Source organism: Streptomyces sp. NPDC087270 (assembly GCF_044744625.1).
In the GTDB taxonomy this organism is placed as follows: domain Bacteria; phylum Actinomycetota; class Actinomycetes; order Streptomycetales; family Streptomycetaceae; genus Actinacidiphila.
Genome location: NZ_JBIUYR010000005.1, coordinates 164,454 through 187,163 on the forward strand (window position 1 = coordinate 164,454; position 22,710 = coordinate 187,163).

Sequence of the window (22,710 nt, forward strand, 5' to 3'; positions counted from 1 at the left end):
GCGGTGCGGCGGTCGGGTGGAGCGATCGGATGGCGCGCGGTACGCCTTGGCACGGCACCCGCGGGCGGCAAGTGATGTGCGGGCAGTGCGCGCAGTCGGGTGGAGCGATCGGATGGCGCGCGGTACGCCTTGGCACGGCACCCGCGGGCGGTGGCCGGGTCAGACGCCCCAGCGCAGCGCCGCCGTGTGCACCGGCGCGCGCCACAGGTCGAGCAGTTCGGGCGTGACCCGGCAGACGGTGACCGACGCGCCGGCCATGTCGAGGCTGGTGACGTAGTTCCCGACCAGGTTCCCGGCGATCCGCACGCCGCGTGCGGCCAGCAGCGCGGCGACCTCGCCGTAGACGACGTACAGCTCGATCAGCGGGGTGCCGCCGAGGCCGTTGACCATGACGAGCACCTCGTCGCCGGTCGCGAGCGGCTGGTCGGTGAGGACGGCGGCCAGCATGTCGGCGACGATCTCCCGTGCCGGGCGCAGCTTCTCGCGTCGGCGGCCGGGCTCGCCGTGGATGCCGACGCCGACCTCGATCTCGTCGTCGGGCAGCTCGAACCCGGGCTTGCCGGCGGCCGGCGCGGTGCAGGCGGTGAGGGCGACGGCGAAGGAGCGGGTGGCGGCGTTGACCTGGCGGGCGGTGTCGGCGACCTCGGCGAGCGGGGCGCCGCGTTCGGCGAGCGCGCCGGCGATCTTCTCCACGAAGACCGTGCCGCCGGTGCCGCGGCGGCCGGCGGTCCAGGTGGAGTCCTGGACGGCGACGTCGTCGTCGACCAGCACCGAGGCGACGGACAGGCCGTCCTCCGCGGCGAGTTCGGCGGCCATCTCGAAGTTCAGCACGTCGCCGGTGTAGTTCTTCACCACGAACAGGGTGCCCGCGCCTGCGTCGACGGCCTTCGCGGCGGCGACCATCTGGCCGGGCACGGGCGAGGTGAACACCTCGCCCGGACAGGCCGCGTCGAGCATGCCGGCGCCCACGAACCCGCCGTGCAGCGGCTCGTGGCCGGAGCCGCCGCCGGAGACCAGCGCGACCTTGCCGGGTCTGGGGCCGGCGGCCCGGGTGATGACGCGCTGGACGGTGTCGACGGTCAGGAGGTCGGGGTGGGCGGCCGCGATACCGGCGAGAGCGTCGTCGAGCACGGTCTCGGGCGCGTTGATCAGCTTCTTCACGACAGGGCTCCTTCGGGGGCGGCGGCCGGCGCCGGCCGGCCGGCGGTGCCCGCGGTACGGGCGGCGGGGGTACGGCGGGTGGCGAACGCGGTGTGCACCAGGCCGGCGAGCAGCGCGCCGACCACCTCGGCGCCGACGTAGACCGGCAGTTGGCCCCAGTGCACGGTGCCGCCGTAGAGCGCGCCGATGACCATCGGGCCGAACGCGCGGGCGGGGTTGACGGCCGCGCCGGTGGCCGGGCCGATCGGGATGATCACCGCGAACACCGCGAGGCCGATGGCGAGGCCGGCGAAGCCGCCGGGCGCGCGGCGGTCGATCGCGCCGAAGATCACGAAGACCAGGATGAACGTGCCGATCGCCTCGGCGGCGAAGGCGTGTCCCGCGCCGGTCGGTGCGGCGTAGGAGGCGATGCCGAGTCCGGCGCCGACGGCTCTGCGGCCGAGTACGGCGACGATGGCGAGCGCACCGAGCAGCGCGCCGGCCGCCTGCGCGGCGAGGTAGCCGGGGACGTCGCGCCAGGGCATCCGGCGGGTGGCGGCCAGCGCGAGGGTGACCGCGGGGTTGATGTGGCAGCCGGATATGTGGCCGATCGCGTACACCATCGCGATCACGACCATCGCGAACGCGAAGGCGATCATGCCGAGTTCGGCCATCGTGAAGGGCGCGGCGCCGCCGAGCAGGGTCGTGGCGGGCACGGAGCCGACGCCGACGAACACCAGCATCGCGGTGCCCAGCAGCTCGGCGAGAAGTTTCTGCGGGTAGGTCGGGAGTGCGGTGTCTTCCATCCTGAGCGCCCGGCCGCCGGTGGCGGTCGCGGGCTCTCACCTCCTGCGCGTGCGGGGCGGGTGGTGTGGGCGTGGCGGGGAGAGGCGTGGCGGGGAGAGGCGTGCCGGGGAGACCGGACGGGTGGCCGCCAGGCAGGTCAGGGCAGGGTCCATGCCTGGCGGCCGGTCGGGCAACGGGAGAGGGGAGCCAATCCTCCCTATTACCGAATGACGTTCATTAATGATGAACGTAGTGGGAAGTTAAGCGGGCGTTTCGCCGGTGTCAAGGGGTTCGGCGCCGCGCGGGGGCCCAACTCCCTGCGGCCCAGCGTGTGTTGCCGGAGCCCGCGGGGCGGACGGAAGCACGTCCCGGCGCATGGCGGCATACGGGGGCATGCGGGGGCGCGAGTCGGCGCCCGGGCGCACGGTCGGGCATGCGGAAGGGCCGGCGCTTCACGCGCTCGGCCCCGGTACGGCGCCGCGCCCGCCGCTCAAGGCGCGCGGGCGCGGGGAGGGTTCAGCCGGCCGCGCCTCGCGCCGTACCCCGTGCCGCCCCGCGCGGCGCGCCGAGGTCCCGGGACAGGTTGCGGGCGGTCTCCCTTACCGCGACGGCGAGTTCCTGCCGGGCGGGCTCCGCGAGCAGCCGCTCGACCGGCCCGACCACGCCGATCGCCCCCACCACGGCGCCGGAACGGTCGAAGACGGGCGCCGCGACCCCCGCGTCGCCGATCGCCGACTCCTGGTCCTCCAGCGCGTAGCCCTGCGCCCTGACCTGCGCCAACTGGGCGGCGAGCGGCTCGCGTCCGGTGATGCTCGCGCCGGTGAGCACGGTCAGCTCGCCGGCCAGCAGCCGCTCGCGCTCCTCGTCGGGGGCGAAGGCCGCCACCGCCTTGCCGAGCGCGCAGGTGTTCCAGGGGATGGACGCGCCGACTTCCAGGATCTGGACGGCTCCCTCAGGACGGAAGGCGTGGTGCACCACCAGCATGTGGTCGCCGGTGGGCACCGCGACCCACACCGCCTCACCGGCCCGGCGGGCCAGCAGGTCCGCCCAGGTGAGCGAGCGGGACCGCAACTCCTGGGTGTCCAGGTAGGAGTTGCCCAGGTGCACCAGATAGGGCCCGAGCTGGTACTTCGAGCTGTCCCGGTCCTGCACCACAATGCCCTCGGCCTCCAGGGTGCGCAGCAGCGCGTGCACGGTCGGCTTGGCCACGCCGAGCCGCTCGGCCAGCTCGGTGACCCCCAGCCGGGGGCCGGTGACGGCCAGCTCCCGGAGGATCTGGACGGCACGCTGCACCGCTTGCACCATGGGAAAACCTCTTCGTTCGGTATTGCTGAATGCTGTTCCGAGATCTAGCATCGCTGTTCATGACTGAACTTGTCGGCATCGTACTCGTGTCCCACAGCCCCGAAGTGGCCGCAGGGCTGCGCCGGCTGCTCGGCCAGATCGGCTCCGACGCCGTTCCGGTGGCCGTCGCGGGCGGCACGGACGACGGCCGGATCGGCACCAGCTACGCGCGTGTCGCCGCCGCGGTCAAGGAGGCCGACCGCGGCGCAGGCGTGCTCATCCTGCCGGACCTGGGCAGTTCCGTGCTCACCGCCCGGGCCGTCCTGGAAGACCAGCCCCGCGACGGCGCAGTGATCGCCGACGCCCCCTTCGTCGAGGGCGCCGTGGCCGCCGCGGTCACCGCCGCGGCCGGCGCGGACCTCGCCGCCGTACTCACCGCCGCCACGGAGGCCCGCCATGTCAGCAAACTCTGAACCGTCCGTCCGCACCGCGCCCGCCGGCGAGCCCACCGCGGAGATCTCCGTGGTGCTGCCGGCCGACCTGCACGCCCGCCCGGCCGGCCGGATCGCCCAGGCCGCCGCGCGGTTCACCAGCGACCTGTTGCTCCAGTTCGGGGAACGCAGCGCCAACGCGGCCGGCGTGCTGGCCGTCATGGGCCTGGGCGCGACCGCCGGGCGTACGGTGACCGTGCGGGCGCAGGGGCCGGACGCGCAGGCGGCGGCCGCCGCGCTCGCGGAGATCCTGGCGACGGCGACATAGCGGCCGGCCGGAGCGCCGGCGTCCCCGCGGGCGTCGGCGCCCCCACGGGCGCCGGCACCGGTACGGCCGCAGGTCCGCCGGGGTCTTCGCGGCCGCCCGCGCCCGCCGTCCGTACGTGCCCGCACCACCGCAGGAGCCGCCCCCGTGGCCACACCGCCGCACTCCCCCGCCGACCCGCCCGCGTCCACACCCGCGCCCGAGCCCACGGCCCGGATCGGGTTCGGCCTGGCCGCGGTCGGCCGCCCCGGCTACATCAACCTCGGCCGCGACCGGGACCTGCCGCCCGACCGCACCGTGGACGCGATGCGCCGCCGCACCCACGAACTGCTCGACCTCGCCTACGCGGACGGCATGCGCGACTTCGACGCGGCCCGGTCGTACGGCCGTTCCGAGGAGTTCCTGGCGCAGTGGCTCGACCAGCGGGAGCCGCCCGGGGTGGTGGTGTCCAGCAAGTGGGGCTACACCTACACCGCGGGCTGGCGGGTGGACGCGGAGGCGCACGAGATCAAGGACCACAGCCTGGCCACGTACGAGCGGCAGCTCGCCGAGACCCGCGCGCTGCTCGGCGACCGGCTCGACGTGTACCAGGTGCACTCCGTCACCCCGGACAGCCCCGCGCTCACCGACCCCGCGCTGCACCGCGCGCTGGCCGAACTGGCCGCGCACGGCGTCCTCGTGGGCCTGAGCACCAGCGGCCCCGCGCAGGCCGACGCGATCCGCGCGGCGCTGGCGGTCACCGTCGACGGCGCGCCCCTCTTCCGCAGCGTGCAGTCCACCTGGAACCCGCTCGAACCCTCCGCGGGACCGGCCCTCGCCGAGGCACACGCCGCCGGCTGCCGGGTGATGGTCAAGGAGGCCCTCGCCAACGGGCGGCTCGCCGCGCCCGATTCCCGCCTCGCCCCCGTACTCGGCCCGCTCGCCGCGGCCCTGGGCACCACGCCGGACGCGGTCGCCCTCGCCGCCGCCCTCCACCAGCCGTGGGCCGACGTGGTCCTGTCCGGCGCCGCGACCGCCGCCCAGCTCACCTCCAACCTCCGTGCCCGGCAGGTCGTGTTCACCCCGACCCAGCTCGCCACGCTCGCGGAACTGGCCGAACCGCCGTCCGCCTACTGGCGGCACCGCGCCGGACTGCCCTGGAACTAGGGCCTCGTCGCAAGGCGGCGCGTCCCCGGCGGAGGAGATCGGACTCCCCCGCCGGGGACGCGTGACCGCCGTGCGGCGCCTGCTCCTTGGTGACGCCTGCTCCTTGGGAGGACGTGCTACTTGACGGACATCGCGAAGACGTGGATCGCGGCCTGGTTCGGCAGGGTCACCGACCGCACCGTCTTGCCCGCGTCGAGGCTCACGGTGTTGGAGAACACCTGGTAGCTGGTGCCGAAGTTGGCCGGCCCGGACGGGGTGTCCCGGTGGTCGGTGGTCAAAGCGACCTGGGAGCCGTAGTCGTTCGTGGTCGAGCAGCACCAGTTGGGGAAGCCGAGGGTGCCCGTGCTGGTGGTGCCGTCGGTGTAGGTGACCGTGACGGTTCCGGAGGTGAAGCCCGCTTCGGCGCCGAGGAAGGCCAGTTGGCTGCCGGAACCGGCGAGGGTGATCTCCTGTCCGGCGGCCGTGGCGTTGTCCGGGGTGCCGGGCGCGGACGCGGGCCAGGTGAAGGTCTGCCCGTTGGCCTGGATCGTGGCGCCGGGGGTGGCGCCCACCTTCGCGAGGGCGTCGGCGGAGTAGCTGTCACCGGACCCGTCGAAGTCGCCCTTGGAGGTGTCGCTCTCCGGCGTCGTGCCGATGTTGTTGAACGCGGCGGCCAGCGACGGGTACGGCACCACCGAGGTGATGGTCAGCGGCCCGCTCACCGTGCCGCTGCCGGCGAGGCCCGCACGGTAGCTCGCGGTCGCGGTGACCGTGGAGACCGTGGTGCCCGGCTGGGCGGTGGGCGCGGTGACCTGGACGGTCGCCGAGGCGGTCCGGCCCGGGTTCACCACCAGCCCGAGCAGCGCCTTCGACGGCGAGACCTTCCAGCCGGACGGGGCGCTCAGCGCGACCGTGGCGCCCAGCAGCGGGGTGGCGCCGTGGTTGGTGAGGCTGACCTGGTACCGGTCCGGGTGCGCGGTGGTGCTGACGTCCTTCCAGCTCACCGCGGTGGAGGGCTGCTGGAGCGGGCTGCCGCCCGGGGCGACCCGGTACAGCACGGTGCCGTGCGGGGGCACGTCCGCGGAGATGGTGCCGGTGGTGACCGTGGTCTTCTTCGTCACCAGGTCCTTGAGCGTGAACGAGGAGCCGTGCGCGAAGCCGGCCTTGGCCGCGGTGGTGGTGATCGTCTGCGCGGTGTCGGAGCTGTTGAACAGTGCCACCGCCCGCTGCCCGCCCGCGAGTTGCTTGGAGAGCACGTCATAGCCGTCGCCCTGCTGGACGATCCGGCCCTGCAGCCCGGTGCGGTCCTGGTCGACCGCGATGACGTCCTTGTTGCCGAGCACCGCCAGCGCGTCGGCGGACAGGTGGGTGAGGTCGGTGCTGGAGATCAGCGGCGCGGCCATCATCGACCACAGCGACATCTGGCTCTGGATCTCGTCCCGGCTCAGCCCGGAGTCGCCGGCCAGCAGGAAGTCGGGGTCGTTCCAGCGCCCGGGGCTCTGCAGGTCGGCCAGGCCCACGTTGTACTCGTAGTTGTAGAGCAGCGAGGACCACTTGGCCGCGCCGCTCTCCTGGCCGAGCGCGATGTCCGCGCCCTCCCGCCACAGGTTGCCGACCTGCGCCGACCAGCCGATGACCTTGTCCCAGTCGGCCCCGCCCTGGAAGTACGCGGGCGCGGAGACCGAGAAGACCATCGGGCGACCGGTGTTGAGCATCGCCTGGCTCCACGCGGAGTACGTGTCGTGGTAGCTCTGCTCGTCCGTCTCGCCGGGCTTCGTCGGCACGTTGCAGCCGTCGAGCTTGACGTAGTCGACCTTCCACTTCGCGAACAGGTCGGCGTCCTGCTGCCAGTGGTCGAGCGAGCCGGGGTAGCCGCCGCAGGTGGCCGTGCCGGCGTCCTCGTAGATGCCGAACTTCAGTCCCAGCTTGTGCAGTTGGTCGCCCACGTAGGCCATGCCGTCGGGGAACTTCACCGGGTCGGGTGCCAACGCACCGGAGCTGTCACGGGACTTGGCCATCCAGCAGTCGTCGGTGGTGACCGTGTCGTACCCCTTGGCGGCAAGTCCGCTGCTGACCAGGGCCTTGGCGTTGTCGAGGATGGTCTGCTCGTCCATGTTGCACTGGTAGTACGACCAGTCGTTCCAGCCCATGGGCGGGGTGGGGGCGTAGTTCGGGTACGGCGCCGACGACGCGTCCGCGGGGGTGCCCGCGGACGCGCCGGGGGCGGTGAACAGGAGTCCGGTGAACGCCAGCGCGAGACAGCCGCTGCCGGCCAGGGCGGCGCGCGTGCGCCGGGCGAGAGGTGATGTCACAGGGGCAACCTCACTGATCGGTCGGGCCGCCGCGGGGCGGCCGCTCCAGAACCATGCGAGGACTATCTAGGCAGGCTTGCGCGAAATTGACAAGAGCATGCCCCTTATGAACATCTCGAATCAGCTTCACGCAGGGGGACTTGTGCGGGCCGGGCGAACCGGGCGGGCTCCTGGAGGGACCCCGCGGGTGCGGGCGCCACGAGGACGGCCCGGCGCGGACTCCCGCGCACGGGCCGGCCGTTCAGACGCAGGACACCTCGACGCCTTGGGCCACGAACTGCTCCACCAGTTCCTCCGGCGCGCCCTTGTCCGTGATCAGCACGGAGATCGCCGACACGTCGCAGACCTGGGCGAAGGCCCGCTTGCCCAGCTTGGTGGAGTCGGCGACCACGACCACCTTCTGCGCCCGCTCGGCCATCGCGCGGTTCGCGCTGGCCTCGCCCTCGTCGTGGGTGGCCGCGCCGAACCGCGGATCGACCGTGTTCACCCCGAGGATCGCGTAGTCCAGCGAGATCGCCTGGAGCACCATCGTGGCCAGCGGCCCGGTCAGCTCGTAGGAACTCGGCCGCGCCACCCCGCCGGTGACGACCGTCTTCACATACGGCCGCACCGCCAGCTCGTTGGCGATGTTGATCGCGTTGGTCACGATGGTCAGCGCGGTGGCGTTGCCGCGCTCGGCCAGGTCCGCCCGCATCGCCAGTTCCCTGGCCACGTCGGAGGTGGTCGTGCCGCCGTTGACGCCGACCACCGCGCCCGGCGGGATCAGCGCGGCCGCGGCCTTGGCGATGCGCTGCTTCTCGTCGGCCTGGCGCCCGGCCTTGTAGCGCAGCGGCAGGTCGTACGCGACACCGCTGAGCACGGCGCCGCCCCTGGTCCTGGTCAGCAGCTGCTGCCTGGCCAGTTCCTCCATGTCCCGGCGCACCGTGGCGGCGGAGACGTCCAGCAGTTCGGCCGCCTCGGCCACGCTGATCCGGCCCCGGTCGCCCAGGACCTCCAGCAGCCGCGTCCAGCGCTCGTGCGTCCCCATCGACTCCGCCCTCCGTTTCGGCCGATCGGAGAGCGAGCGTATCGCGCCGCGATCGGCCCCGACCTGCGCAAGGCGCTCTGCGCGGTTCTGGCGTTTACGGCGTGAACCGATCACATCCACGCAGCGCGGGGCCTGCGGAAACCCGCCCTCACGGTACCGGCCGCATTTCCGGCGCCCGCCCGGCGGGTGGGTCTCGCGGGGTTCCCCGCGCCGCCAGGAGGATGCGGCTCCTTCCGCCGGGCGGGCGCCAAGTCGGGGGCGGGGAACGGCGGGTACGCGGGCTGGGGGCAGGCTCGCGACCCCGCGGGGAAGGCTCCCGCGGGGCCGCGAGGTCAAGGGGCGGGGAGGGCGCGGCATGCCCTCCCCGCGGGCGCCCGCCGACGGCTGAACCGTCAGCGGTGGCACGGCCGTCGGCGGCGGAACCGCCAACCGCGCCGAGACCGTCAACCGGAACCGCCGGCCGAGGCGCGACCGTCAACCGGAACCGCCGGCCGGAACCGTCAGCCGAGGCGCGACCGTCAGCCGCGGCCCCGGATGTCGCGGCCCCGCTGGTTGACGCCGGGAACGCCGTAGGGGTAATCCGCGGCGCCCGGGTCACTCGCGGTGTCCAGCCGCTCGACCTGCTCGGCGGTGAGGCGCAGGTCCACCGAGCCGAGGTTGTCCTCCAGCTGCTCCAGGGTGCGGGCGCCGAGGATCACGGAGGTGACGGCGGGGCGGCCGAGCAGCCAGGCGAGGGCGACCTGGGCCATCGTGGCGCTCTGCTCGTCGGCGACGGCGCGGACCGCGTCCACGACGTCCCAGGTCCGGGCGATCGCGCTGCGCCGGTGGTACGACTCGACACCGCGATCGGGGTTCTCGCCGAGCCGGGTGGCGCCGGTGGGCAGCTCGTCACGGCGGTACTTGCCGGTCAGCCAGCCGCCGCCGAGCGGGCTCCACGGCAGCAGGCCGAGGCCCTCGGACTCGCAGGCGGGGGTGATCTCCCACTCGATCTCCCGGGCCAGCAGGCTGTACTGCGGCTGGAGGGTGACCGGGCGGGTCAGCCCGCGGAAGTCCGCGACGTCCACGGCCTTCTGCAGCTGCCAGCCGGTGAAGTTGGACAGGCCCACGTAGTGGATACGGCCCTGCCGCACCGCGTCGTCGAGGAAGCGCAGGGTCTCCTCCACGGGGGTGTACGGGTCCCAGGCGTGCACCTGGTAGAGGTCGATGCAGTCGACGCCGAGCCGGCGCAGCGACGCGTTGAGCGCGCGGTCGAGGTGGCGCCGGGACAGCCCGGCGTCGTTGGGGCCGTCGCCCATCGGGAAGCGGCCCTTGCTGGCGATCTCCACCCGGCCGGTGATGTCGGCGGGGCGGGCGGCCAGCCAGCGGCCGATGATCTCCTCCGAGACGCCGGAGCTGTAGACGTCCGCGGTGTCGATGAGGGTCCCGCCGGCCGCCACGAACCGGTCGAGCTGCGCGAACGCGCCCTTCTCGTCGGTCTCGGCGCCGAACGTCATGGTGCCGAGCGCCAGCGTCGACACGCTTGCGCCGCTGCTGCCGAGGGTGCGGTACTCCATGCGGGTTCTCCGGTTCTGCCGGCGGTCCGCCGGCGACGGGTGATGCGGGTGGTGCGGCCCGCGACGGGTGCGGGGCCACGTGCACCATGCTGTCCCCGACCCGGAAGACTCGTCCAATAGAAGAAAGAGAACGGATTCATCGACTAGATTTCTCAATCGTGGAACTGCGTCAGCTGGAGTACTTCGTCGCCGTCGCCGAGGAACGGCACTTCACCAAGGCCGCGCAACGGCTGCTGGTCTCGCAGTCGGGACTGTCGGCGTCGGTGCGCGCGCTGGAGCGGGAACTCGGCTCCCCGCTGTTCATCCGGACCACCCGCAGCGTCGAACTCACCGGCGCGGGAAGGGCGTTGCTCGGCGAGGCGACCCGCACGCTGGCCGGCGCCCGCGCCGCGAAGGAGGCGGTGGCGGCGGTGCAGGGCCTGCTGCGCGGCAGCCTCGCGGTGGGCACCGAGCAGTGTGTGACGGTCGACGTCGGCGCGCTGCTGGCCCGGTTCCGGGCCCGGCACGGAAGCGTCGAGGTGCGGATGCGGCAGGCGGGTTCCGCCGTACTCGCCCAGGACGTGGCGGACGGGCGGCTGGACCTGGCGTTCGTCTCGCTGCCGGGGCCGCCGCCCGAGGGCGTACGGCTGCTGCCGCTGACCCGCGAGCCGATGGTGCTGCTGTGCGATCCGCACCACCCGCTGGCGGGCGAGCCGCGGGTGGAGTGGGCGCGGCTGGCGGGCGAGACCTTCGTGGACTGGCACCAGGACTGGGGCGCGCGGCAGTTGACCGACCAGGCGTTCGCGGCGAGCGGCGCGGTGCGCCGGGTGGCGCTGGAGGTGTACGACGTCCACACGCTGATCGACCTGGTCCGGCACGGGCTGGGCGTCGCGGTGGTGCCCCGGCCGATCTCCCGCAAGGAGCAGGCCGCCACGCTGGCGGTGGTGCCGCTGGCCGGCCCGGGCGGATCGGACTGGGAGGTGTCGGTCGCGCTGCCGAAGGGCGACCGCCCGAGCCCGGCCGCCCGCGAACTGCTGTCGTACCTGGACCTGGCGCAGGTGAAAGGCCCGCGCCGCGCACCGGACACCGAGGAAGGGACCCGCCGGTGAACCCCGAACCGACGCCGAACACGACGCTGAACTCGACGCCCCCGCCCGGGTCCGGCGCCCCGCCCGCACCCCAGGCCGACGCCGCACCCGAATCCGGCTCCGCACCCGATGCCGCGTACGGGCCCGCGGTCGGGCTGGACCTCGAAACGGCCCGCAAGACGCTCGACAGCCAGCCGTTCAGCCGGCTGGTCGGCGCCGAGCTGACCGCGTTCGGCGCCGGCGGCGCGGTCCTGGAGGTCGCCGTCCGCGAGGAGCTGCGGCAGCAGAACGGCTTCCTGCACGGCGGCGTGCTGGCGTACGCCGCCGACAACGCGATCACCTTCGCCGCCGGTTCGGTGCTGGGCGCGTCAGTACTGACCGGCGGGTTCACCATCCAGTACGTCCGGCCGGGCACCGGGGTGCGGCTGGTGGCCCGGGCGCAGACCGTGCAGGCCGGGCGGCGTCAGGCGGTGTGCCGGTGCGACCTGTACGCGGTCGCAGCCGACGGCGCCGAGACGCTGTGCGCGGTGGCGCAGGGCACGGTGCTGCGGGTGAGCGCGCAGGCCGGGCCGCGGGCCGACTGAGCGGGACCGCCGGGACGGCGACGGCGGCGGGGGCGGGGGCGGGGGCGGGGGCGGCTCGCCGCCCCGGCGGTTTCAGCGTCCGGAGTGCGCGGGCTCGCCCTCGCGGCGCCCGGCGTGGTGGGCGATCAGCCGGCCGAGCAGCGAGGTCAGCTCGGCGCGCTCCTTCGCGGTGAGCGGCGCGAGCAGGTCCTCCTGGGCGGTGTCGAGGATCGCGTCGAGGCGGCGCAGGTGGGCGCGGCCGGCGGAGGTCAGCGTGATGACGTTGCGCCGCCGGTCGTCGGGGTCGGGTGCGCGCTTGACCGCGCCCTGGGCCTCGAGTTCGTTGATCACGGCCACCAGGTCGCTGCGGTAGATGCCGGTGCGCCGGCTCAACGTGGCCTGGCTGGCGGGGCCGTACTCCTCCAGGGCGGCGAGGGCCGCGTAGTGCCACTTGCGGGCGTCGACCGCGGCCAACCGGCCGCTGATCATGCGCTCGCCCTGGGCCGCGGCGAGGTTGAGCAGGCGGCTGGGCAGGGCCGCGAGCCGCTGCGGGGTGCCCGCCTGATCGTCCGGGAGCGGCATGTCGTGCGCGGTGTCCATGGCCGCATCGTACTCCGTTGTGTTTGTCGCACTAACGATGTACCTTCGTTAGTGCGACGAACGTTAGTCACACAAACGGAAGGCGTTCTCATGCCCACCCTCGACGTACTCGACTCGTTCCTGCACTACGAGCAGGCCGGCCCCGGCGCGGCGGAGGCCGCCGGCGCGCCGCTGGTCTTCCTGCACGGCAACCCCACCTCCTCGCACCTGTGGCGGCACGTCCTGCCGAAGGCCGCGGCGGCCGGGCGGCGCTGCCTGGCTCCCGACCTGATCGGCATGGGCCGCTCCGGCAAGCCCGACATCCCCTACGCGTTCGACGACCACGCCCGCTATCTGGACGCCTGGTTCGACGCGCTCGGCCTGGAGCGGGCGGTGCTGGTCGGGCAGGACTGGGGCGGCGCGCTCGCCTTCGACCGCGCCGCCCGCAACCCCGCCTCGGTCGCCGGGCTGGCCGTCATGGAGACGATCATCCGGCCGATGACCTGGGAGGACTACCCGGCCGCCGCCCGCTCCCGGTTCAAGGCGTTCCGCACCCCCGGCACCGGCGAGGAACTGGTCCTGGACAAGAACGTCTTCATCGAGGACAGCTTCGAGCAGACCGTGCTCGGCGAGCTGCCGGCCGCCGACCACGACGTCTACCGGGCCCCGTACCCGACCCGCGAGTCCCGCCGGCCGCTGCTGCGCTGGGCCCGCTCGATGCCGCTGGAGGGCGAACCCGCCGACGTGGTCGCCCGGGTCTCCGCGTACGACGAGTGGCTCGCGGCCAGCCCCGGCACCCCGAAGCTGCTGCTGACCTTCGACTCCTCGCCCACCTTGGGCATCGGCGAGGCGATGACCGCCTGGTGCGCCGAGCACATCTCCGCGCTGGAGATCGAGCACTGCGGTCCGGCCGGCCACCTCGCCCCCGAGGACCAGCCGGACGCGATCGCCGCGGCGGTCACCTCGTGGGCAGAGCGGCACAGCCTGTAGCCTGCGGTCCTACGAGAGGACCCCAAGCGCCATGCCGTTGCAGATCAGGGCCACCGACGCCGGCCACCCCGCCGACCTCCTCGACCTGCCGTGGGGCCTGCCGCTGGAGCAGTGGCCCGACGAGACGCTGGTCGCGCTGCCGCGCGGCATCTCCCGGCACGTGGTGCGCTTCGCCCGCGCCGGCGACGAGGTCGTGGCGGTCAAGGAGGTCAGCGAGTGGGCGGCGGCCCGCGAGTACGAACTCCTGCGCGACCTGGACCGGTTGGCGATCCCCGCGGTCGACCCGATCGCGGTGGTCACCGGCCGGGTGGCGGCCGACGGCACCGCGCTGGAGCCCGCGCTGATCACCCGGCACCTGGGCGGCTCGCTGCCGTACCGGTCCATGTTCGAGACCACGATGCGGCCCGGCACCGTCAGCCGGCTGCTCGACGCGCTGGCGGTGCTGCTGGTCCGGCTGCACCTGGTCGGCTTCGCGTGGGGCGACTGCTCGCTGTCCAACACCCTCTTCCGCCGCGACGCCGGCGCGTACGCGGCCTACCTGGTCGACGCCGAGACCGGCCAGATCCAGCCCAGGCTCAGCGCCGGCCAGCGCGACTACGACATCGAGCTGGCCCGGGTGAACATCGCCGGCGAGCTGATGGACCTGGAGGCGGGCGGCTCGCTGCACCCGTCGGTGGACCCGGTCACCTTCGCGGAGGCCATCTGCTCCCGCTACGGCGACCTGTGGCACGAGCTGACCCGCGAGTCCGTCTACCCGGCGGGCAAGCGGCACTACATCGACCGCCGAATACGCCGGCTCAACGGCCTCGGCTTCGACGTCGCCGAGATGCAGATCCAGCGCTCGCCGGGCGGCGACACCGTCACCTTCCTCCCGAAGGTCGTGGACGCCGGCCACCACCAGCGCCAGTTGCTGCGGCTGACCGGCCTGGACACCGAGGAGAACCAGGCCCGCAGCCTGCTCAACGACCTCGAACAGTGGATGACCACGCAGGACGACTACGCCCCCGGCGATCCCCTGGGCGCCCGGCCCGAGGTGCTGGCGCACCGCTGGGTCCGCCAGGTCTTCCGCCCCACCGTCCGCATGGTGCCGCGCGACCAGCGCGGGAAGATGGACCCCGCGCAGCTCTACCACGAGCTCCTCGAACACCGCTGGTACCTGTCGGAGCAGGCCGAGGGCGACGTCGGCCTGGAGGCCACCGTGGCGAGCTACCTCGCGGACGTGCTCCCGCACGTGCCCGACCCGTCGGCGGTCACGCCCGGCGAGGAGTGACGCGAGGCCGCGGTGATCCTCAAGGCGGAGGATCGTCCTCGTACCGGGCGTACTCGGACGACTCCGGCAACGCGGCGAGCTGCCGTGCCGGGCGCCGCGAACCGGTGAACCCTTCCGGCCACGGCACCAGCGCCGCCACCGTGCAGCCGTACCCCACGACGGCGAAGACGCACGCCATCCCCAGGGGGTCCGGCGCGGGCGGGTTCCCCAGGCCCGGCCGGTCGGGGAAGGCGGACTGCGCGACCATCGTCGGCACGCACAGGACGAACCAGGCCACCCCGGTCGCCATCCGGCTCATGAACCGTCTGAAGCGTGGATCGACGGTCGTCGTCATCGGCAACTCCCCCGTTGCGTAACGCCGTTGAGCAGCCCGGCGCCTGCTGCTCCTCGTGTGGCGTAGGACGCCGTAGACCCGCGAACGACACCGGACCACCCGGACGTCCGCAAGAAGGCCCCGCTCCCGATGGTGCCCGGCACGGGAAGCGGCGCGGGGAGCGGCGCGGGGTCCGGTCGTACGGCGAAGGCCCCGGGAACAAGCGGTGGGCGCCGTTGATTGACGCTGGGGCACAGCGACACCGCAGGGACCGAAAGGGACGCACCGTGGATCTCGAACTGACCGGCCGCCGCGCCGTCGTCACCGGCGGCAGCCGGGGCATCGGGCTGGCCACCGCCAAGGCGCTGGCCGCCGAAGGCGCCGACGTGGCACTCGTCGCGCGCGGCGCCGACGCGCTCGCCGCCGCCGTCGAGGCGGTCCGCGCGCACGCCGGCCCGGACCGTACGGTGGTCGGCCTGCCCGCCGACACGGGCGACGACGCCTCGGTGGCGGCGCTCGCCGCGGAGGCGGTCCGCGCGCTCGGCGGCGTGGACATCCTCGTGAACGCCGCCGCCACGCCCAGCCCGGGCAGCTTCCCCGAGGACGCGCTGGAGGAGGAGTTCAACGTGAAGGTGCGCGGCTACCTGCGCACCGCGCGGGCCTTCGCGCCGGCCATGGCCGAGCGCGGCTGGGGCCGGATCATCAACGTCAGCGGGCTGGCGGCGCGTCAGACCGGTTCGGTGGTCGGCTCGGTGCGCAACGTGGCGGTGGCCGCGCTGAGCAAGAACCTCGCGGACGAACTCGGCCCGCAGGGCGTGAACGTGGTCGTGGTGCACCCCGGCCTGACCCGCACCGAGAAGACCCCGCAGACCCTCGCCACCATGGCGGCGAACCGGGGCGTGAGCGTCGAGGACGTGGAGCGCGCCGCCGCCGCGGGCATCTCGATCGGCCGGCTCGTGACGGCGGAGGAGGTCGCGGACGTCATCACGTTCCTGGCGAGCCCGAAGAGCGTCGCGCTCAACGGCGACCCGGTGGTGGCCGGCGGCGGGGCGCGCGGCCCGATCTTCTACTGACCGTTCGCACGTTCGGGTGATGATCTGATGATCTGTTAGTTCTGATGGTCGATCAGCACGCGCGGGGCCGACGGGGGCGTTCCTACGGTGGAGCGTGCCTTCGTCTGCCCCGCTGCCCGAGTCCCGTCCCCCCGCCGCCTCCCGCCTGCACGGGCCGGCGGACCCGCCCGCGCCCCGCGAGGACACCGGCCCGGGGCCCCGTAAGGACACCAGCCCGGGAACCGGCCAAGTGGCTGACCGGAACGCCGACCGGAACGCCGACCGGAACGCCTCCCGGAGATCCGGGCCGCCGGCCCGAGGTCCGCGACTCGCCGGCCTGGACGGGCTGCGCGCGCTCGCCGTCGCGGCCGTCGTCGCGTACCACGTGGACCCGGACTGGCTGCCCGGCGGCTACCTCGGCGTGGACGTCTTCTTCGGTATCAGCGGCTTCCTGATCACCCATCTGCTCCTGGCCGAGCACCGGCGGGACGGCCGGATCGGGCTCGGCGGGTTCTGGCGGCGCCGCGCGGTCCGGCTGCTGCCCGAGCTGCTGCTGGTGCTGACCGCCTGCGCGGTGGCCGCGCGGCTCACGGCAGGACGCGGCACCGGCATCGGCGACGGCCTGCGCGGCGACACCCTGGCGTCGCTGGCGTTCGTCAACAACTGGTGGCAGATCCACCAAGGCGCCGACTACTTCCACCACTTCGGCAGCCCGCCGCTGCTCCAGCACCTGTGGTCGCTGAGCGTGGAGGAGCAGTTCTACCTGGTCTGGCCGCTGCTGCTGGCCGTCCTCCTGCCGTTCGCGCGCGGCCGCCGCCGGCCGCTGCTGACCGGGGCGCTCGCGGTGCTCGCCGCCGGCGGCGCGGCGACGTCGCTGTGGCGGATGCACGCGCTCGGCCCCGGCGCCGCCGGCGGCTCCCGGGCGTACTTCGGCACCGACTCGCACTGCGGCGCGCTTCTCGCGGGCTGCGCCGCCGCGCTGGCCCTGCCCGCGCTGACCCGCTACGCCGCCCGGCTGCCGCACCGCGGCCGGGCCGCGGTGCGCACCGCGCTCGCGGCGCTGGCCGGCTTCGCCGTACTCGGCCCGGGCAACGGCGTGATGTACGGGTGGGGCTTCGCGGTGGTCGCGCTGGCCACCACGGTGGTGTGCGCGGGCTGCGCGCTCGACGCGCAGCCGCGGCTGCTGGACACCGCACCGCTGCGGCTGCTCGGCCGGCACTCCTACGGGCTCTACCTGTGGCACTGGCCGGTCGTCGTGACCGCGAACGCCCTGTGGCCCGACATCTCCACGGCCGTACGCGCGGTGGAACTCCTCGCACCGCTGCTCCTCGCCGTCGCCGGCCAGCGGCTGGTGCAGCGGCCGATCGCCGCGGCCCTGCGCCGTCGGCCGGACCGTACGGCGACGCGCGGCGAGACGGCGACGCGCGGCGAGACGGCGACGCGCGGCGGGACGGCCGGGCACGGCGAGACCGCAACGCACGGCGAGACGGCCACGCGCGGCGAGACGCCCGGGCACGGCGAGACCGCAACGCACGGCGAGACGCCCGGGCACGGCGAGACCGCAACGCACGGCGGGACGGCCGGGCACGGCGAGACCGCGACGCACGGCGGGACGGCCGGGCGGGACACGACGGTTCCGCGGGCCGGCGGGGCGCTTCCGCGGGACGAGAAGGCGCGGCGAGGGCAGGCAGCGGCCGGACCGCTCCCGGCACCGGCCACCTTGCTGCGACGCGCGCACCGTACGGTTCCGCGGGCCCGGGTGGTCAGGCGGCACCCGGCACTGGCGGTGGTGGTCGGCGCGGTCGCGCTCGCGGCGGCCGCGGTGCTGGTCAGTCCGGCGTCGGCGCCCAGCGCCCTGCAGAGCCAGTTGCAGGCCGGGGCGAAGTACGAGGCGACGCTCGCCGGGAAGGGCGGCGGGGACGCCCACTTGGCCGCGCCCCACGGCTCGTCCGGTACGGCGGCGGACCCGGCGTCTCCCCCGGCCCCGGTGCCCGCGCCTCCCGCCGACCCGGGCTCGTCGGCGCCGGCCGAGCGGTCCCCCTCCGCGGCTCCCTCCCTCGCGCCCGGCACGGTCGACGGCAGCGACATCACCATGATCGGCGACTCGATCACGCTGGGCTCCGCGCAGGATCTGCACCGGGTGCTGCCCGGCATCCAGCTCTACGCCCAGGTCGGGCGGATGATGGAGGACGCCCCCGACATCTGCGCGCAGCTCCTGGCCCAGCACCGGCTGCGCGGCACCGTCGTGCTGGCACTCGGCACCAACGCGACGTTCAGCACGCAGGACGTGGACCACGTCCGCGCCGTGGTCGGCGACCGCCGGATCGTACTGACCACCGTACGCGGGCCGTTCCCGTGGCAGGACAGCGTCAACAGCGCGGTGCGCGACTACCACGCCGACCACCCCGAAGTGCTCCTGGACGACTGGTACTCCACCGTCGCCACCCATCTGGGCCTGCTGTGGATCGACCACGTCCACCCGCGCGGCGGCGCCGGCACCACGCTGTTCGCGACCAGCCTCGCCGACACCCTGACCGCCGGCGACTCCTGACGGCGACATGCTGGGGCGGGTGCGGGTGCGGGCGCGGGTCAGTGCAGGCAGATGCCCAGCACGCAGGGCGGCTTGTCGGACGGGGTGGTGGGGGGCGCGGAAGTCGGGGTGCCGGTGGGCGACGCGGACTGCGGTGCGGACGTACCGGTGCTGGGGGTGGTGACGCTGCCGGAGGCCGTGGTGCCCGCTGCCCGGGGTGTGGCGGGGGCGGAGGAGGCGGAGGTGCCGGGGCCTGCGGCGGGCGGGCGGCCGGCCGAGGTGCGGGGGTGCCCGGTGGAGGGGCTGCGGGGCGGCGCGCTGGAGGCGGGCGCGGCGGCGCCCGGCGCCGAAGTGCCGTGCGGCGAGGGGTCGTCCGGGACGGACGCGGCGGGCGGGGTCGAGGAGGAGCCGGCGGATATGACCGCCGCGGCTATGCCGCCCCCGACCAGTGCGAACGCGGCGACGACCGCGGCGCGGCGGCGGTTTCTGCGGCGCCGCTCGTCGAGCGGTTCCGGACCGGTGCCCGGGGCCGGCCGCGGGCCGGCGCCGGACGTGCGGGCCGGGGAGGTCGCGGAGACCTCGGGCGCTCCGGCCGGGTCGGGCCGCTCCGGGGGCAGCGCCACCTTGGCCGAGGGCGGGCCGGCCGGGGAGGCGTCGGCGGAAGGCGCGTCCGGGCGCGGTGCCGTCGGCTCCGCGGTGGCGGACCCGCGTGACGCCGGGGGCGGTTCGCGGTCGCGGTCGTATGGCGTCTCGGGCGCCGCGGGGACGGCCGGGATCGACACCGTCGGCGCCTCGGGGGCAGGCGCGCCGTCCGGCTCCGCCGCGAGGTCGTCCACGGGTTCGCCGTCCTCGGGCGGCAGGTCGGCCGGTGCCCGCCCGGCCGGGCCGCGCGGGTCGATGTCGGGCGCGTAGGCGCCGCAACCCGGGCACATGAAGGCGCCGTTGAGGGTACGCCGGCAGGTCGAGCAGTAGTCCATCCGCGGGTCGTCCGCGTCGTCCGCCGCACGACCCGGACGAGTCGCCGGTGTGCTCATTGGCCCCGCTCCTCTCTCCGGGCTCCCGTTTCCCATGGGCCGCAAGGCTAGTTCACCGCGAGCCGTGCTCCGGGGGCGGGGCGGATGCCCGCCCCCGGCGCTTCCCGTCCAGTTGGGGCGGCGCGGCCCGAACACCGAGCCTGGTGCGGAGAGTTGGCGCCGTCGCCGCGCGGTCACGGGGAGGCGTCGCCGGCCCGCGTCGGGCTCGTCCGGTCGCCGGTCTCCGCCGTACGGAGGGCGTCCGGCGCCTGGTCCGGGAGGTCCGGCTCGTCCTGGTCGTCCGGCGGGTCCGGGAGGTTCCGGCCGAGGCGGGCGAGCGGGGAGCAGGCGAAGTACAGCGGGGAGAGGGTCATCGCGGCGGCGGTCGCCAGCAGCGCGGCGCGCAGCCCGTAGCGGGCGGCGAGACCGCCACCGGTCAGGGAGCCGAACGGGCCCAGGCCCATGCCGACGACGTTGATGGTCGCGACCACGCGGCCCTGGAGCCGTAGCGGTGTGACGGCCTGCCGGACGGCGGTGGTGGTCACGTTGACGAGCTGGCTGAAGGCGCCGTAGACGAAGTTGATCGCCATGAGGGCGCCGAGGGTGGCGGCGCCGGAGCCGTGGAGCGCGGGCACGCAGAGCATCGCGCCGTCGGCGAGCGCGGCCGCGCCGACGAGCACCACGCCGTATCCGATCCTGGCCGGCAGCCGGGCGGACAGCGCGGAGCCCACCAGCGCGCCCGGGCCGGTCGCCGCGAGCACCAGGCCGACCGCGCCGCCCGACAGGTGCAGCGCGCGCGGCAGGAAGAGCAGGTACACGGTCATCAGGGCGGCGAAGGAGAACTGGAAGAGGCCCGACGCCGTGCCCACGGCCCGCAGCGCGGGGTCGCCGGCGACGAGCCGCAGTCCGTCGCGGATCTGCCACCACAGGCCGGCCGCGGGCTCGGACACCGGCTCGGACGTCGGTTCGGACGTCAGTTCGGACGCGAGTACGGGCACGGACGCGGGCACGGATACGGATACGGGCTTGGCCCGCGCTGGTCGCGGCTCGGGGCGCCGGATGCGGCGGATCGACAGGGCGGACAGCGCGAAGAAGAACACGCAGCCCGCGACCGCGACCGGAGCGGACAGCAGCGACACCAGCCCGCCGCCGAGCGCGGGCCCGCCGATCTGGGCGGCGGACCGGCTGCCCTCCAGCGCGCTGTTGCCCTCGGTGAGCCGGTCGCGCGGCACCAGCCGTACGAGCGTGGCCTGGTACGCCACGTCGAAGCACGCCGACAGGGACCCGGTGAGGAACGCGACGACGAGCAGCAGCGGAAGGCCGAGGCCGCCGAAGAGGTACGCCAGCGGGACCGCGGCCAGCACCGCGGCGCGGCCGAGGTCGGCGAGGACCATGAACCGGCGGGACCGCCGGCGGTCCACCCACACGCCGATCAGCAGCGAGAAGAGCAGGATCGGCGCCTGCTCGACGGCACGCAGGGCGCCGAGCCGGCCGGGGCCCGAGTGGAGTGCCACCACGGCGAGGAGCGGCAGGATCGTCCGGCCGGCCTGCTCGCCGAGTTGGGAAGCGGTCTCGCCCGCCCAGAACCTGCGGAAGTCGGCGTCCCGCCAGAGGGAGGAACGCGAAGAGCGGGAGGAACGGGGAGAGGGTGTCCCAACTGCGGTCGGCACGAGTGCCCCTTGAGTAGCGGAGAGCGGCGCCGGCTCCGGGGCGCGCGGGTGCGGCCCGCCGGGAACCGGGCAGGGAAAGGCTCGCTGTGCCGCTCTTCGACTTCAGGGGCAGCACGCGATGACGGGTCGGATACGACCTACGGCGTCAGCGCGCGCTTCGGTGACCGGGCACCTCAACTCTCCTTCGTGGACGACCGCCTCATCGTAGCGGCGGGCCTTCCGCCCGGCGCGGGCATTTTCTGCTCCGCCCGGGCACGTCCGCTCCGCGCGGGCTTTTTCCGCCCCGGGCGGGTCGGTCCGCCGCGGCCGGGCACGGCGGACCGAGGATGCGCCCCATGGTCACCAAGAACTACGCCGCCGCGTTCATCACGTTCTTCTCCGTCGTGGGGCCGCCCAAGGTGCTGCTGTCGTTCGCGCACCTGGCGCGGGTGCACGACCGGAGGCGGCTGCGGCTGATCGCACTGCTGTCGTCGGCGGTGGCGGTCGCGGTGGGCGCGCTCGCCGGGTTCACCGCGCCCTGGCTGCTGGAGCTGTTCCACATCTCCCCGCCCGCGCTCCAGTTGGCCGGCGGCGCGATCTTCTTCATCTACGCGATCAGCCTCGTGCTCGGCGTGCAACTCGGCCCCGACGGGCCGCAGGAGGACCACCCCGACGTGGTGAGCGGGCTCAGGGCGCTGCTGATGCCGTTCGTGGTGAGCCCGCTGGCGCTCACCGCGATCCTCATCGAGGCGTCCGAGCGCGACTCGTGGACCTGGCGCGGCACCGTCGTCGGCGCGTACGACACCGTGATCGTGCTCGACCTCGCCTGCGTGATCGTGCTCGCGCCGCTCCTGCGCCGGACCCACCACACCATCACCGAACTGCTCAGCCGCCTGCTCGGCCTGCTGCTCGCCGCGGTCGGCGTCGACGTGATGCTCGACGGCCTGTCGGCGCTCGGCGTCCCCGGGTTGGGCCGCGGCGGACACTGATCCCGGGGGTCCGCAGGGGTCCGCAGGGGTCCGCAGGGCTCCGCAGGGGTCCGCGGGGGTCCGTCGGCGTCGGCGGGGACCCTGCCCAGCCGCTCGACGGCGCCCTGCCTCACTCGATGGAGTCAAGCGCCGGGACGATGGTGGCGAACGCCTGGGCGGTCAGTTCGGCGGGGTCCTGAGCGCCGTCGCTGTCGCTCCACCGCCGCAGCACGGTGTCGAAGGCGGTGAGCGCCATCCCGGCAGCCAGCCGCGGGTACAGATCGGTGTCGGGATCGAGCCCCAGGCGCTGCGCCAACTCCGCCGCCAAGTCGTCGCGCCACTGGTCCTGGCGCTCCAGGAAGCGTGCGCGCAGGGCGGGGGTGCGCAGGATCAGCTGAACCACGCGCAGTGCCCTGTCGAAATGGTCGGCGCAGGCGGCCACGGGGACCCAGACCGTGTGCCGCAGGGCCACGGAGGGCCGCTCCTCGATGGGGCGAGACGCCAGCTCCGCGCGCATGCCGCTGCCCATGTCGGCCAGGAACCGGACGACCACGTCTTCCTTGGAGGCGAAGTACCGGAAGAACGTTCGCTTGGACACGCCGGCGGTGGCCGCGATCTCGTCGATGGTGACCGCGTCGAACCCCTTCAACGCCAGTAGTCGCAGCGCCGCTTCGCTCAGCTCGTCGGAGACGAGCTGGCGCTTGCGCTGGGCCATGGTGACTTCAGGGCGGGA

At 74.5% G+C, this 22,710-nt stretch carries 21 protein-coding genes; 10 read left to right on the forward strand and 11 right to left on the reverse strand.

Annotated elements, in window-relative coordinates; all coding sequences use genetic code 11:
* Positions 1-159 precede the first annotated feature (159 nt).
* The 3 genes from dhaK to ACIPAE_RS12095 form a co-directional block, all read right to left on the reverse strand.
* Positions 160-1,161 (reverse strand): dihydroxyacetone kinase subunit DhaK, encoded by a 1,002-nt coding sequence (gene dhaK / locus ACIPAE_RS12085; RefSeq protein ID WP_402444680.1) that lies wholly within the window; start codon positions 1,159-1,161, stop codon positions 160-162.
* Entirely contained in the window at positions 1,158-1,946 is a 789-nt protein-coding gene (locus tag ACIPAE_RS12090) for an aquaporin (RefSeq protein WP_329362791.1), read from the reverse strand. The genes dhaK and ACIPAE_RS12090 overlap by 4 nt, the downstream gene beginning before the upstream one ends.
* Before the next feature lie 496 nt (positions 1,947-2,442).
* A complete protein-coding gene (locus ACIPAE_RS12095; RefSeq protein ID WP_402444682.1) occupies positions 2,443-3,231 on the reverse strand; it encodes an IclR family transcriptional regulator in 789 nt (262 codons plus the stop codon).
* 59 nt (positions 3,232-3,290) lie between these two features.
* Here ACIPAE_RS12095 and dhaM point away from each other — a divergent pair, with 59 nt between their 5' ends.
* From dhaM to ACIPAE_RS12110, 3 genes are all read left to right on the forward strand, one after another.
* Positions 3,291-3,683 carry a dihydroxyacetone kinase phosphoryl donor subunit DhaM gene (dhaM, locus tag ACIPAE_RS12100; protein WP_329362794.1) on the forward strand — a complete coding sequence of 131 codons (393 nt, stop codon included), beginning with the start codon at positions 3,291-3,293 and terminating at the stop codon, positions 3,681-3,683.
* Positions 3,667-3,969 (forward strand): HPr family phosphocarrier protein, encoded by a 303-nt coding sequence (locus ACIPAE_RS12105; protein WP_329362796.1) that lies wholly within the window; start codon positions 3,667-3,669, stop codon positions 3,967-3,969. Before dhaM ends, ACIPAE_RS12105 begins: the two co-directional genes overlap by 17 nt.
* A 144-nt stretch (positions 3,970-4,113) precedes the next feature.
* Positions 4,114-5,112 carry an aldo/keto reductase gene (locus ACIPAE_RS12110; RefSeq protein WP_402444685.1) on the forward strand — a complete coding sequence of 333 codons (999 nt, stop codon included), beginning with the start codon at positions 4,114-4,116 and terminating at the stop codon, positions 5,110-5,112.
* Positions 5,113-5,228: 116 nt separating this feature from the next.
* Here the strand turns inward: ACIPAE_RS12110 and ACIPAE_RS12115 are convergent, their stop codons facing one another.
* The 3 genes from ACIPAE_RS12115 to ACIPAE_RS12125 all read right to left on the reverse strand — a co-directional run bounded on the left by ACIPAE_RS12115 (position 5,229) and on the right by ACIPAE_RS12125 (position 9,983).
* Positions 5,229-7,403: an NEW3 domain-containing protein gene (locus ACIPAE_RS12115; RefSeq protein ID WP_402444687.1), complete on the reverse strand. Its 2,175-nt coding sequence runs from the start codon at positions 7,401-7,403 to the stop codon at positions 5,229-5,231.
* Between the two features lie 241 nt (positions 7,404-7,644).
* Positions 7,645-8,430 carry a DeoR/GlpR family DNA-binding transcription regulator gene (locus ACIPAE_RS12120; protein ID WP_328471843.1) on the reverse strand — a complete coding sequence of 262 codons (786 nt, stop codon included), beginning with the start codon at positions 8,428-8,430 and terminating at the stop codon, positions 7,645-7,647.
* Positions 8,431-8,948: 518 nt separating this feature from the next.
* On the reverse strand, positions 8,949-9,983 hold the full coding sequence (locus ACIPAE_RS12125; RefSeq protein WP_328471841.1) for an aldo/keto reductase: 1,035 nt from the start codon (positions 9,981-9,983) through the stop codon (positions 8,949-8,951).
* A gap of 158 nt (positions 9,984-10,141) precedes the next feature.
* Between ACIPAE_RS12125 and ACIPAE_RS12130 the strand changes: the two genes are divergently transcribed.
* Both ACIPAE_RS12130 and ACIPAE_RS12135 read left to right on the forward strand, forming a co-directional pair.
* Positions 10,142-11,071 carry a LysR family transcriptional regulator gene (locus ACIPAE_RS12130; protein WP_366410264.1) on the forward strand — a complete coding sequence of 310 codons (930 nt, stop codon included), beginning with the start codon at positions 10,142-10,144 and terminating at the stop codon, positions 11,069-11,071.
* Between the two features lie 134 nt (positions 11,072-11,205).
* Positions 11,206-11,634, forward strand: coding sequence for a PaaI family thioesterase (locus ACIPAE_RS12135; protein ID WP_329373719.1), 429 nt, complete (start codon positions 11,206-11,208; stop codon positions 11,632-11,634).
* 72 nt (positions 11,635-11,706) lie between these two features.
* On the opposite strand, the gene ACIPAE_RS12140 is transcribed toward ACIPAE_RS12135, so the two are convergent.
* Positions 11,707-12,213 carry a MarR family winged helix-turn-helix transcriptional regulator gene (locus tag ACIPAE_RS12140; RefSeq protein ID WP_402444690.1) on the reverse strand — a complete coding sequence of 169 codons (507 nt, stop codon included), beginning with the start codon at positions 12,211-12,213 and terminating at the stop codon, positions 11,707-11,709.
* A gap of 90 nt (positions 12,214-12,303) precedes the next feature.
* On the opposite strand from ACIPAE_RS12140, the gene ACIPAE_RS12145 reads away from it, so the two are divergent.
* Positions 12,304-13,182, forward strand: a complete 879-nt coding sequence (locus ACIPAE_RS12145) for a haloalkane dehalogenase (protein ID WP_402444692.1) — start codon at positions 12,304-12,306, stop codon at positions 13,180-13,182.
* Positions 13,183-13,213: 31 nt separating this feature from the next.
* On the forward strand, positions 13,214-14,452 hold the full coding sequence (locus tag ACIPAE_RS12150; RefSeq protein ID WP_329362809.1) for a DUF4032 domain-containing protein: 1,239 nt from the start codon (positions 13,214-13,216) through the stop codon (positions 14,450-14,452).
* Between the two features lie 19 nt (positions 14,453-14,471).
* Here ACIPAE_RS12150 and ACIPAE_RS12155 read toward each other — a convergent pair whose 3' ends face one another.
* Positions 14,472-14,786, reverse strand: coding sequence for a hypothetical protein (locus ACIPAE_RS12155; protein WP_402444694.1), 315 nt, complete (start codon positions 14,784-14,786; stop codon positions 14,472-14,474).
* Between the two features lie 266 nt (positions 14,787-15,052).
* On the opposite strand from ACIPAE_RS12155, the gene ACIPAE_RS12160 reads away from it, so the two are divergent.
* Complete coding sequence (locus tag ACIPAE_RS12160) at positions 15,053-15,838, forward strand: SDR family NAD(P)-dependent oxidoreductase (protein WP_402444696.1); 786 nt, start codon at positions 15,053-15,055, stop codon at positions 15,836-15,838.
* 229 nt (positions 15,839-16,067) lie between these two features.
* Positions 16,068-18,368 carry an acyltransferase family protein gene (locus tag ACIPAE_RS12165; protein ID WP_402444698.1) on the forward strand — a complete coding sequence of 767 codons (2,301 nt, stop codon included), beginning with the start codon at positions 16,068-16,070 and terminating at the stop codon, positions 18,366-18,368.
* 38 nt (positions 18,369-18,406) lie between these two features.
* Here the strand turns inward: ACIPAE_RS12165 and ACIPAE_RS12170 are convergent, their stop codons facing one another.
* A complete protein-coding gene (locus ACIPAE_RS12170; protein WP_402444700.1) occupies positions 18,407-19,381 on the reverse strand; it encodes a hypothetical protein in 975 nt (324 codons plus the stop codon).
* Positions 19,382-19,554: 173 nt separating this feature from the next.
* A complete protein-coding gene (locus tag ACIPAE_RS12175; protein ID WP_402444701.1) occupies positions 19,555-21,030 on the reverse strand; it encodes an MFS transporter in 1,476 nt (491 codons plus the stop codon).
* Between the two features lie 335 nt (positions 21,031-21,365).
* On the opposite strand from ACIPAE_RS12175, the gene ACIPAE_RS12180 reads away from it, so the two are divergent.
* Positions 21,366-21,998, forward strand: a complete 633-nt coding sequence (locus tag ACIPAE_RS12180) for a MarC family protein (protein ID WP_402444703.1) — start codon at positions 21,366-21,368, stop codon at positions 21,996-21,998.
* Positions 21,999-22,107: 109 nt separating this feature from the next.
* On the opposite strand, the gene ACIPAE_RS12185 is transcribed toward ACIPAE_RS12180, so the two are convergent.
* Positions 22,108-22,692: a TetR family transcriptional regulator gene (locus tag ACIPAE_RS12185; RefSeq protein WP_402445043.1), complete on the reverse strand. Its 585-nt coding sequence runs from the start codon at positions 22,690-22,692 to the stop codon at positions 22,108-22,110.
* Positions 22,693-22,710 lie beyond the last annotated feature (18 nt).

Bases quoted from the DNA above. Each gene is read 5' to 3' on its own strand.
- ACIPAE_RS12090 (WP_329362791.1), bottom strand. From the start codon at position 1,946: ATGGAAGACACCGCACTCCCGACCTACCCGCAGAAACTTCTCGCCGAG.
- ACIPAE_RS12095 (WP_402444682.1), bottom strand. From the start codon at position 3,231: ATGGTGCAAGCGGTGCAGCGTGCCGTCCAGATCCTCCGGGAGCTGGCC.
- dhaM (WP_329362794.1), top strand. From the start codon at position 3,291: ATGACTGAACTTGTCGGCATCGTACTCGTGTCCCACAGCCCCGAAGTG.
- ACIPAE_RS12105 (WP_329362796.1), top strand. From the start codon at position 3,667: ATGTCAGCAAACTCTGAACCGTCCGTCCGCACCGCGCCCGCCGGCGAG.
- ACIPAE_RS12120 (WP_328471843.1), bottom strand. From the start codon at position 8,430: ATGGGGACGCACGAGCGCTGGACGCGGCTGCTGGAGGTCCTGGGCGAC.
- ACIPAE_RS12125 (WP_328471841.1), bottom strand. From the start codon at position 9,983: ATGGAGTACCGCACCCTCGGCAGCAGCGGCGCAAGCGTGTCGACGCTG.
- ACIPAE_RS12140 (WP_402444690.1), bottom strand. From the start codon at position 12,213: ATGGACACCGCGCACGACATGCCGCTCCCGGACGATCAGGCGGGCACC.
- ACIPAE_RS12145 (WP_402444692.1), top strand. From the start codon at position 12,304: ATGCCCACCCTCGACGTACTCGACTCGTTCCTGCACTACGAGCAGGCC.
- ACIPAE_RS12150 (WP_329362809.1), top strand. From the start codon at position 13,214: ATGCCGTTGCAGATCAGGGCCACCGACGCCGGCCACCCCGCCGACCTC.
- ACIPAE_RS12155 (WP_402444694.1), bottom strand. From the start codon at position 14,786: ATGACGACGACCGTCGATCCACGCTTCAGACGGTTCATGAGCCGGATG.
- ACIPAE_RS12170 (WP_402444700.1), bottom strand. From the start codon at position 19,381: ATGAGCACACCGGCGACTCGTCCGGGTCGTGCGGCGGACGACGCGGAC.
- ACIPAE_RS12180 (WP_402444703.1), top strand. From the start codon at position 21,366: ATGGTCACCAAGAACTACGCCGCCGCGTTCATCACGTTCTTCTCCGTC.
- ACIPAE_RS12185 (WP_402445043.1), bottom strand. From the start codon at position 22,692: ATGGCCCAGCGCAAGCGCCAGCTCGTCTCCGACGAGCTGAGCGAAGCG.